General features: G+C 71.8%; 13 protein-coding genes, 1 tRNA gene and 1 other RNA gene. 8 read left to right on the top strand and 7 right to left on the bottom strand.

The window, feature by feature from the left end; genetic code table 11:
• Positions 1–25 precede the first annotated feature (25 nt).
• The 3 genes from J2S59_RS04080 to J2S59_RS04070 all read right to left on the bottom strand — a co-directional run bounded on the left by J2S59_RS04080 (position 26) and on the right by J2S59_RS04070 (position 2424).
• Positions 26–1537, bottom strand: a complete 1512-nt coding sequence (locus J2S59_RS04080; RefSeq protein ID WP_068120740.1) for an FAD-binding protein — start codon at positions 1535–1537, stop codon at positions 26–28.
• A 74-nt stretch (positions 1538–1611) separates the two neighbouring features.
• Positions 1612–2124 (bottom strand): LytR C-terminal domain-containing protein, encoded by a 513-nt coding sequence (locus J2S59_RS04075; RefSeq protein WP_068120742.1) that lies wholly within the window; start codon positions 2122–2124, stop codon positions 1612–1614.
• A 3-nt stretch (positions 2125–2127) separates the two neighbouring features.
• A complete protein-coding gene (locus tag J2S59_RS04070) occupies positions 2128–2424 on the bottom strand; it encodes a type II toxin-antitoxin system VapB family antitoxin (RefSeq protein ID WP_068120744.1) in 297 nt (98 codons plus the stop codon).
• A gap of 138 nt (positions 2425–2562) precedes the next feature.
• On the opposite strand from J2S59_RS04070, the gene J2S59_RS04065 reads away from it, so the two are divergent.
• The 4 genes from J2S59_RS04065 to J2S59_RS04050 all read left to right on the top strand — a co-directional run bounded on the left by J2S59_RS04065 (position 2563) and on the right by J2S59_RS04050 (position 4645).
• On the top strand, positions 2563–3075 hold the full coding sequence (locus tag J2S59_RS04065; RefSeq protein WP_068120746.1) for a nuclear transport factor 2 family protein: 513 nt from the start codon (positions 2563–2565) through the stop codon (positions 3073–3075).
• Positions 3076–3837, top strand: coding sequence for an EthD domain-containing protein (locus J2S59_RS04060; RefSeq protein ID WP_068120749.1), 762 nt, complete (start codon positions 3076–3078; stop codon positions 3835–3837).
• Positions 3834–4112 carry an HU family DNA-binding protein gene (locus J2S59_RS04055; protein WP_068120751.1) on the top strand — a complete coding sequence of 93 codons (279 nt, stop codon included), beginning with the start codon at positions 3834–3836 and terminating at the stop codon, positions 4110–4112. Before J2S59_RS04060 ends, J2S59_RS04055 begins: the two co-directional genes overlap by 4 nt.
• Positions 4113–4240: 128 nt before the next feature.
• Complete coding sequence (locus J2S59_RS04050; protein WP_068120753.1) at positions 4241–4645, top strand: Fur family transcriptional regulator; 405 nt, start codon at positions 4241–4243, stop codon at positions 4643–4645.
• A 74-nt stretch (positions 4646–4719) separates the two neighbouring features.
• Here J2S59_RS04050 and J2S59_RS04045 read toward each other — a convergent pair whose 3' ends face one another.
• Entirely contained in the window at positions 4720–5907 is a 1188-nt protein-coding gene (locus J2S59_RS04045; protein ID WP_068120755.1) for an acyl-CoA dehydrogenase family protein, read from the bottom strand.
• 142 nt (positions 5908–6049) lie between these two features.
• Here J2S59_RS04045 and J2S59_RS04040 point away from each other — a divergent pair, with 142 nt between their 5' ends.
• Positions 6050–6784 (top strand): hypothetical protein, encoded by a 735-nt coding sequence (locus tag J2S59_RS04040; protein ID WP_068120757.1) that lies wholly within the window; start codon positions 6050–6052, stop codon positions 6782–6784.
• Positions 6785–6907: 123 nt separating this feature from the next.
• Positions 6908–8320, top strand: coding sequence for a glucose-6-phosphate dehydrogenase (gene zwf / locus J2S59_RS04035; protein WP_068120759.1), 1413 nt, complete (start codon positions 6908–6910; stop codon positions 8318–8320).
• A 127-nt stretch (positions 8321–8447) separates the two neighbouring features.
• Here zwf and J2S59_RS04030 read toward each other — a convergent pair whose 3' ends face one another.
• A complete protein-coding gene (locus tag J2S59_RS04030) occupies positions 8448–9209 on the bottom strand; it encodes an SAM-dependent methyltransferase (RefSeq protein WP_068120761.1) in 762 nt (253 codons plus the stop codon).
• Between the two features lie 60 nt (positions 9210–9269).
• Between J2S59_RS04030 and J2S59_RS04025 the strand changes: the two genes are divergently transcribed.
• Positions 9270–10379, top strand: a complete 1110-nt coding sequence (locus tag J2S59_RS04025; RefSeq protein WP_306824836.1) for a calcium/sodium antiporter — start codon at positions 9270–9272, stop codon at positions 10377–10379.
• 55 nt (positions 10380–10434) lie between these two features.
• Here J2S59_RS04025 and J2S59_RS04020 read toward each other — a convergent pair.
• Positions 10435–10519, bottom strand: a tRNA-Ser gene (locus J2S59_RS04020).
• 125 nt (positions 10520–10644) lie between these two features.
• Here J2S59_RS04020 and ffs point away from each other — a divergent pair.
• An RNA gene (gene ffs, locus J2S59_RS04015) (signal recognition particle sRNA small type) lies at positions 10645–10741 on the top strand.
• An 8-nt stretch (positions 10742–10749) separates the two neighbouring features.
• On the opposite strand, the gene J2S59_RS04010 is transcribed toward ffs, so the two are convergent.
• A complete protein-coding gene (locus J2S59_RS04010) occupies positions 10750–12231 on the bottom strand; it encodes a glutamine synthetase beta-grasp domain-containing protein (RefSeq protein ID WP_306824835.1) in 1482 nt (493 codons plus the stop codon).
• Between the last annotated feature and the right edge of the window lie 3 nt (positions 12232–12234).

The following is a 12234-nucleotide window of genomic DNA, read 5'->3' as shown; positions in this document are numbered from 1 at the left end:
CCTGGCGGTGCCGGTCAGGGCGTCGTCAGCGCGTACGACGAGCCGCCGCGGCAGCGCCGGCACGACGGCCGAAGTACGAGCCCTCGCCGAGCTGGGTGCCCGACGCGTAGCCCTGGGCGTCCTGGGCGAGGTTGGACGCGCACGACCCCGCGGCGTACAGGCCCGGCACCAGCGAGTCGTCCTCACGCCGCACCTGCCCGTCGACGGTGACCGCCAGCCCACCGATCGTGAAGCCGGCGTAGAACGCCTTGCCCAGCGACAGGTCGAAGGCGCCCCACGGCCCGGCGTCCTGCGGTGCCAGCCAGTCGGGGTGCTTGTGGAAGTCGGGGTCCTCGCCGCGGGCCGCGTGCTCGTTGTAGCGCTCCAGCGTGCGCTGCAGGGAGCCCTCGGGCAGCTCGAGGCCCGCCTCCATCTCGGCCACCGACTCCCAGCCGTCGATGAACGGGGTGAGCGGGAACTTCGGGTGCTCGATGTGCTCGGAGTCCACGATGAGGTACGCCGCGGCGTCCGGCTGGTCGAGCACGAAGCCGGACGTGCGCGAGTGGTAGGAGTCCTCGGCCACGAACCGCTCGCCACGCTTGTTGACGATGATGCCCTTGAGCAACGAGCTGGGCGGATAGAACGCGACCGTCACGAACGCCTGGTCCATGTGCTTGGTGGCACCGCCCACCGAGCGGCCCATCCGGATGCCGAGGCCGTCGTCGTACGTCGAGCCCAGCGTGAACGGCTTCTCGGCCAGCTGGGGCGTGTGCGCGGCGACCATGTCGGGGTTCATCACGAACCCGCCGGCAGCGAGCACCACGGCGCCGGCCCGGATGTAGCCGGTCTCCTTGAAGCGCTTCCAGCGCACGCCGACCACCGCCCCGTCGCCGTCGGGGGAGTCGTCGACGACCAGGGCGACCGCACCGGTCTCGTAGCGGATCTCCGCGCCCAGGTCGCCGCACCGCTTGACCAGCAGGTCGATGACCATGGCCGCGCCCTCGGTGTCGCCGGGCACGGGCACCTTGTGGCCGCGCGGTGCCGGCACAGCCTGCTCACGGAACGGCCAGACCTTCTCGTTGCCGGTGAACATCAACCCTTCGGTGCCGGGCTGGATGACCGCCTTCTCGGGGTAGTAGCTGCGCTCGAACGCGAAGCCGAGCGCCTCCAACCACCCGAAGTGCTCCACCGAGTCCTGGCAGTAGGCGCGGATCTTGTCGGGCTCGGGGTCCCGCGACACCGCGGTGAGGTACTTCGCCATCTCCTCCGGCGAGTCCTCGTGGCCCGTCGCGACCTGCACCGGCGTACCCCCGCCGAGGTAGAAGTGCCCGCCCGCCATCGAGGTGGTGCCGCCCGCGACCGCCGCACGCTCGAGGACGAGCACGTTCGCCCCGTCCGAGGCCGCCTGGACCGCTGCACACCCACCGGCGATGCCGAAGCCGACGACGAGCACGTCCACCTCATCGGTGAACGACTCCACGGCGGACAGCGGGACGGTCTCGGGGATCGCACACCCGGAGGCGGTGTCCGCACCGGACGTGACAGAGGTCTCAGGCATGCGCGGAGGGTACGGCTGGGAGCGGAACTAGAACAAGTTCTCGTTTCGCGGGTCGGGCAGCCGGGTGCGCCGCGTCAGGCGCAGGTCTCCTCGTCGGGCTCGACCTTGATGGCACGCGGGGCGCGCGCCAGCTGGTTCCAGTTGTTGCCGACCATCACCGTCAACCCGGGGCCAATACCGTCACGGACCACGATCGGCGTACGTCGTCCCAGGTGGCGCGCGAGCAGCTGCGCGGCCGGGTCCTCCTCGCTCGCCGCCCACACCTGGGCGCGTGCGACGTCGGTCCCCTCGGGGGCGTTGCCGAGCGCGCCGGGGCGGAACCCGCGGCTCTCCAGTGCCGTCAGGACGCGGCCGGCCTGGCCGGACCGGTTGCCGGCGTTGTAGACGCTCACCGTGATGTCGCGGGTGCGGACGCGGCGACCCTCGACCGTGCTCGGCGTGCAGGTGGGGGCGACGAAGGCGGGGTTGGCCGGGCCGTCGTCGGCCGGGTCGGGGAAGAGCGCGTTCCAACCCCACACCGCCGCGAGCACGAGGATCAGCGAGAGCACGGTCAGGGTGGTCGCCGAGACGGCGGTGCGCCGGTGCACGCCTCAGCCCTCCACGACGTGGACGCGGGCGTGCAGGACGGTGCGCTGCTGCAGGGCGGCGCGCAGCGCGCGGTGGAGCCCGTCCTCGAGGTAGAGGTCGTCACGCCACTGCACGACGTGGGCGAAGAGGTCGCCGAAGAAGGTGGAGTCCTCGTCGAGCAGCGCGGCGAGCTGCAGCGTGTCCTTGGTGGTGACGAGCTCGTCGAGGCGCACGGCGCGCGGCGGCACCTCGGCCCACTCCCGGGGCGTGAGCCCGTGGTCGGGGTAGGGCCGGCCGTCGCCGACGCGCTTGAAGATCACGCTGCCCGAGCATAGTGGCCACACTCTCGGCCCCTTCCTGGCCAGCGGGCCGCACCCTTGACCGGCCGCGCGGGCGCCCCCTAGCGTCCGGCCAACGAGAACGCGTTCTAGTTCCGCGTTCGGTGCGGAGGAGTGCCCATGACCGACCAGTCCGACGTCGCCCGGCTGCTGGCCGAGGAAGCCGACCGGCGCGCGATCTGCGAGCTGAAGTACCGCTACCTGCGCTGCCTCGACACGAAGGACTGGGACGGCTTCGCCGCCTGCTTCGTCCCCGACGCGACCGGGGCGTACGCCGGGGGGCTCGACTTCACCGACCGCGACGGCATCGTCACCTTCATGCGCGACAACATGGGCCCGGGCCTGATCTCCCTGCACCAGGTGCACCACCCCGAGATCACCCTGCACCTCGACGGCGACCCCGACCGGGCCGGCGCGACGTGGTACCTCGAGGACCGCGTGCTCGTGCCCGCCTTCGACTACGTGCTCGAGGGCGCGGCCTTCTATGACGACCGCTACGTGCGCACCTCCGACGGGTGGCGCATCGCCCACACCGGCTATCGGCGCACCTTCGAGCTCAGCTACTCGACCAAGGACATCCCCAGCTGGAAGCTCAAGCTCGGGACGGCGTACGACGGCCGCGCGGCGATCTGAGTGGGCGGCACCCCGCGGTTGGCCTTCGCGCTCTGGCCCGCCGAGACGTCGTACGCCGACTGGCTCCGCACGGACGCCGCCGAGGCACTCAAAGCCCTGCGGTTGAGCGGGATCTGCGTCAACCTCGACGACGATCACGTCGCGGCGGCACAGCTGCGCCTGAGCACGTTCGAGACGCCGCCGAGTGCGTTCGTCTTCGCCGACCTGGTCGAGGGTGCGACCTCCGATGTCGGTGCGGACGCTCTTGCGGTGCTGAGGAGGCGCGCGCCCCGGGTGGAGGGCTGGCGGGTCGAGACGGTGGTGCCGCTCGCGCCGGTGGCCGGCCGCGCAGGGGAGCGCGATCCCGGCCTCGTCAACGTCGCCCTGATCCGCCGCCGTCCCGACATCGACGACGACGCGTTCGTCCAGCGCTGGCTGGGCGACCACACCGCGGTCGCGCTGGAGACCCAGGACACGAGTGGCTACGTGCAGAACCGGGTCGTCTCGGGGCTCGAGGCGACCACCCCGGAGCTAGCCGCGATCGTCGAGGAGACCTTCCGCGAGGAGGGCATGACCGACCTGCACGCGTTCTATGGCAGCGGCGGCGACGACGCCGAGTTGGGCCGGCGGATGACGGTGCTGATGGAGAGCGTCGGGCGCTTCGCCGACGACCGCATCGACGTCGTCCCGACCAGCCGATATCGGGTTCTGGCCTCGCTGCCTCTAGTGTGGGCGGGTCCTGAACGACCTTTCTTGCACCACAGCCCAGGAGGCACTGGATGAACAAGCGCGAACTCGCCGCCGCCGTCGCCGACGCGCACGACCTCGACAACAGCACCGCCACCGCGGTCGTCGAGACCGTCTTCAACACCATCGCGGAGCGCGTGGCTGCTGACGACGCCGTGACCGTCGCCGGCTTCGGCACCTTCGAGCGTCGCCACCGCGCTGCCCGCACCGGCCGCAACCCGCAGACCGGCGAGGAGATCCAGATCGCCGAGACCTACACCCCCGGGTTCAAGGCGGCCACCGCGCTCAAGCGCACCGTCGCCGGCAACTGACGCGACAGAACGAGCGGGGGCCGGCGGTGCCGGCACTCTGGCAGAGTGGGTCCGGGCGGCACGTTCGCCCGGACCCACCGTCATCTGCAGCCGGGGTGGGTTCGCACCATGGAGCACAGGAGGGATCGGTGGCCGTCAGTCGGGTCGACGCCGCGCCGCGCGACACGCGCCAGCGCCGGGCGGTCGCGGGTGTGCTCGCGACCACCGACGAGTTCCGCAGCGCCCAGGACATCCACCAGCTGCTGCGCGACGCCGGTGAGACGGTCGGCCTGGCCACCGTCTATCGCGCGTTGCAGGCGATGGCCGACGCGGGGGAGGTCGACGTGGTCCGCGCCGAGGGCGGCGAGGCCCGCTACCGCCGGTGCGAGACCGCGCACCATCACCATCACCTGATCTGCCGCTCCTGCGGTGCCACCGTCGAGGTCGACGGTCCGGCGTTCGAGAAGTGGGCCGACGCCGTCGCCCGCGAGCACGGCTACGCCGACGTCATCCACACCCTCGAGCTGACCGGCACCTGCGCCGACTGCCGCTGACCCCTCCGCCGGTCGAGCGCTTTTCTGGCGGTCGAGCGAAGCGGTGTCCTGAGCGGAGTCGAAGGGTCGAGACCTCAGAGCGACCGGATCGTCGCGTCGGCGCCCTTGTCGAGGGAGCGCGCGATGATCATCCGCTGGATCTGGTTGGTGCCCTCGAAGATCTGCATCACCTTCGCCTCGCGCATGTAGCGCTCGACCGGGAAGTCGCGGGTGTAGCCGTAGCCGCCGAGCACCTGGACGGCGTCGGTGGTCACCTTCATGGCGTTGTCGGTCGCGACCAGCTTGGCGATGGACGCCTCCCGGCTGAACGGCAGGCCGGCGTCCTTGAGCCGCGCCGCGTGCAGGGTCATGGCGCGCGCCGTCTGCACGGCGGCTTCGGCGTCGGCGAGCACGAAGCCCAGCCCCTGGTGGTCGATGATCCGCTTGCCGAACGCCTCGCGCTCCTGGGCATAGGCCAGCGCCGCGTCGATCGCGCCCTGGGCCAGGCCGGTGGCGACGGCCGCGATGCCGAGCCGCCCGGAGTCCAGCGCCGCCAGCGCGATGCGCAGGCCCTGCCCCTCCTCGCCGATGCGGCGCTCGACCGGCACGCGGACGCCGTCGAAACGCATCGTCGCGGTGGTCGAGCCCATCAGCCCCATCTTCCGCTCGGCGGGGTCGGCCGAGAGCCCCTCGGCGTCGGCCGGCACGAGGAAGCAGGAGATGCCGCCGCCCTTGGTCTCTGAGCTCGTCGCGGGGTCGGACGTCCGCGCCATCACCGTGTAGAAGTCAGCCTCGCCGCCGTGGGTCACCCACGCCTTCGCGCCGGTGAGCACGTAGTCGTCGCCCTCGCGCACCGCCTTGGTGCGCATCGCCGCCGGGTCGGAGCCGGCGTGCGCCTCCGAGAGGCAGTAGGCGCCGAGCACCGAGCCGCCGAGCATCTCCGGCAGCCATCGCTCCTGCTGCTCCGGGGTGCCGTAGTTGGCCAGGGCGAAGCACGACAGCGCGTGCACCGACGTACCCACACCGACGCTCGACCAGGCGCTGCCGATCTCCTCCAACACCTGCAGGTAGACCTCGTAGGGCTGGCCGCCGCCGCCTTGGGCCTCGGGGTAGGGCAGCCCGAGCAGGTCAGCCTCGCCGAGGAGGGCGAAGACGTCGCGCGGGAACGCCGCGTGCTCCTCCGCCTCGGCGGCGCGCGGTGCGAGCTGCTCGCGCACGATCTGGCGCACCAGACGCAGCAGCTCGGCGGATTCCTCGGTGGGCAGGACGCGGGAAGCAGGCATGTCGCGATTATCCCGACCGACGGAAGGGGATAGGTTGGGTCCTGCACACACCAAATCGGGGGATTTCCGGTCGTGCCGCCGCTCGGGCGCCAGACGCGCGACGACGACGCGACCGCACCCCATGTACTCATGAGGAGTCAGCATGCGGGTCCTGTCAAAGATCACCACAGCCGCGGTCACCGCGGTGGCGCTGGTGGTGCCGACCTCCGTCGTCGCCGCGGGTGCCGCCGGCGCTGCGGACACCGGCGCGAGCGCGACGTTCGAGGCCGCGGCGGTCAAGATCGGCCTGAAGCGCTCGGCCAAGGGGTCGCACCACGGTGCGCCCGGCGTGAAGGTCACCGCCGTCGTCCGCAACAACGGCAAGGCCGCCAAGGGCAAGGTCGCCTTCTTCGTCAAGAAGAAGCGGATGAAGGTCGTCCGGCTCAAGAAGGGCAAGGCCGTCTACCGCCTGCCGTCGTCGCTCAAGCCGGGCAAGTACCTCGTCCGGGCCAAGTTCGGCAACAAGATCGCCAAGACCCGCGTCGCGGTCTACAACTCCGCGCTCACGGTCAACCAGACGAAGTTCACGATCTCGAAGTCGATGAGCTACTCCGAGCTGCCGACGCTGTTCGGCACGGTGAAGTACAAGGGCAAGAAGGCCAACGTCGGCTGGGTCGACATCTACCAGGGCGGCCGCAACAAGGGCGGCAGCTCGTCGAAGTGGTATGTCACGATGACCAGCGCCAGCAAGGGCAAGTACGACTTCGGCAACCGGTTCGCCTCGAAGGTGCAGGAGAAGAAGCCCGGCACCTACAAGTTCAAGGCGTTCTACACGCCGAACGCGTCGTTCGGTGACTACGTCCACTCGTCGTGGATCACGGTGAAGGTCACCCAGTGACCCGCTGACTTCCCGGCCGAGGCCCCCGCGTGCACCCGCACCCGGGGGCCTCGGTGCGTGTGGGCCCCCGTGCGTAGGAGCCTTGTGCGTGTGGGCTGGGAGCAGGAGGGAACACCCTGGGGAGTGACCACCGCATCGGCCGAGCCGCTGGCTCCCCACGTCCTCGTCGTCTTCGGCGCCACCGGCGACCTCGCTGCTCGCAAGCTCTTCCCGGGCCTCTACCGGCTGGCCGCGGCCGGGCGGTTGCCCGCGGCGTACGCCGTGATCGGCAGCGGGCGCAACTCGCCCGGCACCGACGCGGAGTTCCGGGACCAGGTGCGTGCCGGGCTCGAGGAGACCGTCGACGACCTGGACCGAGACGTGCTCGAGGAACTGCTGGGACGGATCGGCTTCTGCGCCTCCCAGGCCGACGACGGGTCCGACCTGGCCGCGGCGGTGCGCAGCGCGGAGCAGGAGCTGGGCGACGACGTACGCCGCCTGCTCTACCTCTCCGTGCCCCCGTCGGCCCTGCGGTCGATGGTGGAGATGATCGGCCGCGAGGGCCTCGCCGAGCGGGCCCGGCTCGTGGTCGAGAAGCCGTTCGGGCTCGATCTGGAGTCCAGCCGGGAGCTCGACGCGACCGTGCGCGAGGTTGTCGAGGAGGACCAGGTCTTCCGCATCGACCACTTCCTGGGCAAGGAGGCCGTGCAGAACATCCTCGCGCTGCGCTTCGCCAACGGGTTCTTCGAGCCCGCCTGGGGACGCCACCACGTCGAACGGGTCGAGATCGACGTCCCGGAGGAGATCGGGATCGAGGGGCGCGGGTCCTTCTACGAGTCCACCGGCGCCCTGCGCGACATGGTCTCCACGCACCTGCTCCAGCTGCTCGGGCACGTCGCGCTCGAGGATCCGGGCGCGTTCTCCGAGGAGGCGATCCGGGACGCGCGCGCCGCGGTCTATGACGACCTGCGCCCGATCGACCCGGGCCGGGTGGTGCTGGGGCAGTACGTCGGCTACCGCGACGAGGACGGGGTCGACGACGACTCGGAGGTCGAGACCTTCGTCGCGCTGGAGGCGTTCGTCGACAACGACCGCTGGCGCGGCGTGCCGTTCTATCTGCGCACCGGCAAGGCGATGGCCGCCACACACCGGCAGATCACGGTGCGGTTCCGTGAGCCCGAGTCGCCGATGTTCGCCCCCGAGGACCGGCCCTGCCCCAACGACCTCGTGCTCGACCTGGCCGACGAGCCGCTCATCGAGCTCGAGCTGCGCGGCAAGCGCCCCGGCCCCGACATGGCGCTCGCCACCGCGACCATGCGCCTCGACCTGGCCGAGGAGGTCCCCGAGGCCGAGGGGCTGGAGGCCTACGAGCGGCTGCTGCTCGACGTCCTGCGCGGCGACCACACGCTGTTCGCCCGCTCCGACGAGATCGAGCGGCTGTGGGAGGTCTGCCAGCCGGTCCTCGACGATCGCCCCAACGTCCATCCCTACCCCCGCGGCTCCTGGGGCCCCCAGCCCGCCCTCGACCTCCCCGACGGCGGCTGGCGGGTGGGGTGACGGGCTGATTCACCGCCCGAGTACCGAAACGCCCGCTCGTCGACCGAAATGGACCCCTCCCGCGGGCTGTTTCGGTCGACGAGGGTGCCTCGAGTGAGCGCAGACCGGCGAACATGTCGCCGCCGCCTCAGCTGCCGACCGGCCGTCCGAGGGTGACGTAGGCGAAGCCCAGGCCGTGCCGATACCCGCGCAGCCATCGCTCGCGGTGCTCGTCGTACGCCCGTCGGCGCTCGGCCACCTCGTCCGGCTCAGCCCCCGGTGCACCCGCGACCAACCACTCGCCCACGTCGGCGAGGTAGCCCGACTCGAAGGTGTCCCACTCGTCGGCGTTGGCCCGCTCGACCCACAGCGGGACGAACCCCGCCGCGACGCCGCGATCCACCAGCCCTGCGAGGTCCGGCAGCTGCCGGACGTCGTCCCACACCAGCGTCTCGTCGACCGGTCCGGTCGGCTCCCAGAACCCCTCGCCGAGCACCACCCGTCCATCCGGCCGCACCAGCTCCCACAGCGCCGCGAGGGCCGCGGGGAGGTCGGCGCCGAGCGCGTGGCTCGACCCGATGCACAGCACCACGTCGGCAGGCTCCAGTGACGCGACGAGGTCGTCGGCCGGCCCCTCCACCAGCCGTACGGCGACGCCCCGCTCCGCCGCGGCCGCCCGTCCGCGGGCGAGCAGCGCGCCGTCGGAGTCCAGGCCGACGGCCTCGACCCCCGGCGCCCGTGCCGCGAGCCGGATCAGCAGCTCGGCCCACCCGCAGCCGATGTCGACCACCCGCGTCGGCCGCGTGGCCGCCAGCCGCGAGACCAGCGCGTCGGCCCGCGCCGTGGACATCGGGGCGTTGAATGCCAGGTGGGCGTACCGGGTCGGCCCGGCCGGGCTCGAGGACGACATGGGCGCGAGGCTAGGCCCGGGGGAGCGGCGCGTCAGGTGGGTTTCCCTACGCTTTGGCCCATGAGCGTCATCCTTCTGGCCGGTGGCGTCGCCGGACTCGTGCTCCTGGTCGTCGGCGGCGAGCTGTTGGTGCGGGGCGGCAGCGCGTTGGGCGTACGCCTCGGGCTCTCGCCGCTCGTCGTCGGCCTGACGATCGTCGCCTTCGCCACGTCGGCCCCGGAGCTAGCGGTCTCGGTCGGCGCGGCGCTGCGGGACGCGCCCGGCCTGGCGGTCGGCAACGTGGTCGGCAGCAACATCGTCAACGTCCTGCTGGTGCTCGGCCTCGCGGCCGTGATCCTGCCGGTGGCGGCGACCTCGTCGCTGATCCGCATCGACGTCCCCGTGCTCGTCGCGATGTCGGTGTTGTTCCTCGTGCTCGCCCTCGACGGCTCGATCAGCACCGTCGACGGAATGCTCCTCCTCGCTGTCCTCGTCCTCCACACCGCGTGGTCGGTGTGGTCCAGTCGGCGCCAGACCCGCGCACCGGCCGTCGGCCCCGACGCGGTGGCGGGATCCGACGTCGTCCCCGCCGAGCCCCGCCTCGGTGTGCCCATGGCCGTGCTGGTCATCGCCCTCGGCATCGCCGCGTTGCTCGGCGGGGCCGAGCTCGTCGTCGCCGCCGCCCGCGAGGTCGCGACGGCCTTCGGGCTCAGCGACCTGGTGGTCGGATTGACGGTCGTGGCGATCGGCACCTCGCTGCCCGAGCTCGCGACCTCCGTCATCGCCGCCATCCGCGGCGAGCGCGAGATCGCGATCGGCAACGTCGTCGGCAGCGGCATCTTCAACATCGGCGCCGTGATGGGGCTGACCGCGATCATCGCGCCGTCGCGGGTGCCCGTCGACCCGGCCGCCGTGAACTTCGACCTCCCCGTGATGGTGCTTGTCGCGGTCGTCCTGCTGCCCCTGGTCTTCACCGGCTTCGAGGTCGCCCGGTGGGAGGGCGTGCTGCTGGTGGCCTACTTCGCGGCGTACGTCGGCTACGTCCTCCTCGACGCCACCGGCCATGACGCGCTGCCGGTGCTGAGCGGGACGCTGCTGTGGTTCGCCCTGCCGCTGACCCTGCTGCTCCTCGTCGCGACCACCTCGTACGAGGTGGGTCGCCGCCGCGAGCGCGCCGCCGCGCGCGGCTGAGCGAGCCCGGACGTGCGACGAGGCCGGCCGCGGATCGCGACCGGCCTCGACTCGGCGGAGGTAGGGGGATTCGAACCCCCGAGGGCGTTAACCCAACCCGCTTTCCAAGCGAGCGCCATAGGCCACTAGGCGATACCTCCGCCGCAGAGGTTACCGGTGGCCGTCGTGCCCGAGAAATCTGGTGCGGGTTTCGGCCCCCCGCGGGCCGCATGCGCGCGCCGTACGCCCCGCTTCGACAACCGCTGGACCCGCTGCCTAGACTCGGGGCAACCCCCCGTGCGGCGGCATCTCGCCCAACTCCCCCAGGGTCGGAAGACAGCAAGGGTAAGTGAGCTCTGTCGGGTGCGCGGGGGGCCTTCTTATGCCCGCGTCAGCCCACGTGCCAGTACTTCCGGATCAGCTCGGCACGGGCGCTGTCGCTCTTGGCGGCCTTCTTCGCCAGGGTGCCGTCGGTGTTGGCGCGCAGGTCCTCGAGCACGGCGTCGATGAGCTCGCCCGGGAAGACCCCGTCGGCCTCGAACATGTCCCGCGCCTCGTCGAGGGCGTCGGCCGACGCCGCGCTGGATGACGGCAGCTGCGCGAAGTCGTCGTGGTCGTCGGCGTTCCACCGCGCAGCCCGCTCGAGGCTGTCGGGGTCGGTGAGGCCGTGGCGGGCCGCGACCGCCATCCCGGCCAGCAGCAGGTGTACGTCGGCGGAGCCGTCCGCCAGGCGCAGCTCGACCGTCTGCGGGCCGACGTCGGGCACGGGCACGGGCTCGGCGTGGTGGGGATTGGCGTGGGCGACCATCCGCGGCAGGACCCCGCCACCCCACGCCAACGGCACCCGCACCAGCCCGGTGCGGTCGGTCGCGGCCCAGGACACGCCCTCGGGTGACTCGGAGCCCTCGGCGAACCGGAGGTAGGACGTGGGCACGGTGTTGCCGAACGCGGTCAGGGCAGGCGCCGCCTCGAGCAGGCCCGCGATCAGCCGTCGCCCGGTGTCGGTCAGCTCGCCCTCGTCGTCGACGAGGGCGTTGACCCCGTCCCGGACCAGCCGGGCGTGGACGTGCAGCCCGCTGCCCGCCCCGCTGGAACTCACCGTCGGTGCGAACGTCACCTCCACTCCGTGGCGGTCGGCGACCTCCCGGACGACCCACTTGGCGATCACCAGCGCGTCCGCGGCCTCCTCGACCGGGACCGGCCAGAACTCGATCTCGTGCTGCACCAGCTGCCGGTCGTCCTCGCGGATGTTGCCGACCTCGCCGTGGGCGTACTTCAGCGCCAGCCCCATCGACGACAGGTGGCCGAGCACCTCCTCGCGCAGTTGTTGGCCCTTCGAGAACGGCGCGGACTCCTGGTAGCCGCGCTCCTCCTCCACGGCGAAGCGCTCGTCGAGATCCTCGACGAGGTAATACTCCAGCTCGCCGAACACCTCCAGCGTCATGCCGGTCTGCTCGTGCAGCACCTCAGCGGCAGTGCGGACGATCTGCTCGCGGGCGTGCGGCAGCGGCTCGCCGTCGGCGCCGTAGAACGCGCACAGCACGTCCAGGGACCGTCGCTCGCCGAACGGGTTCACGAACGCGGTGCGATGACGGGGTACGACGTACACGTCACTGTCCTCGGTCCCCGTGCCGGGGAACACGCTCGAGCCGTCGACCCGCTCGCCGTACGTCAGCACCTCGCGCAGGTGCGCGCGCGAGTTGATCGGGAAGGCGATGGTCTTGAGCCGCCCGTCGCCACCGACGTAGCGCAAGTTGACCTGGCGCAACCCGAGCTCCTCCACCGCGTGCTCGAGGTCTGTGACGGTGAACTCCGCGGTCGGCTTGCCGAGCAGGCGGACCAGGGCGTGGGGCTCGAGCGCGTCAGCGGTCATGCC

The sequence above is a fragment of the Nocardioides massiliensis genome, assembly GCF_030811215.1.
Taxonomy (GTDB): Bacteria; Actinomycetota; Actinomycetes; order Propionibacteriales; family Nocardioidaceae; genus Nocardioides_A; species Nocardioides_A massiliensis.
This window is presented reverse-complemented; position numbering and strand designations above follow the sequence as displayed.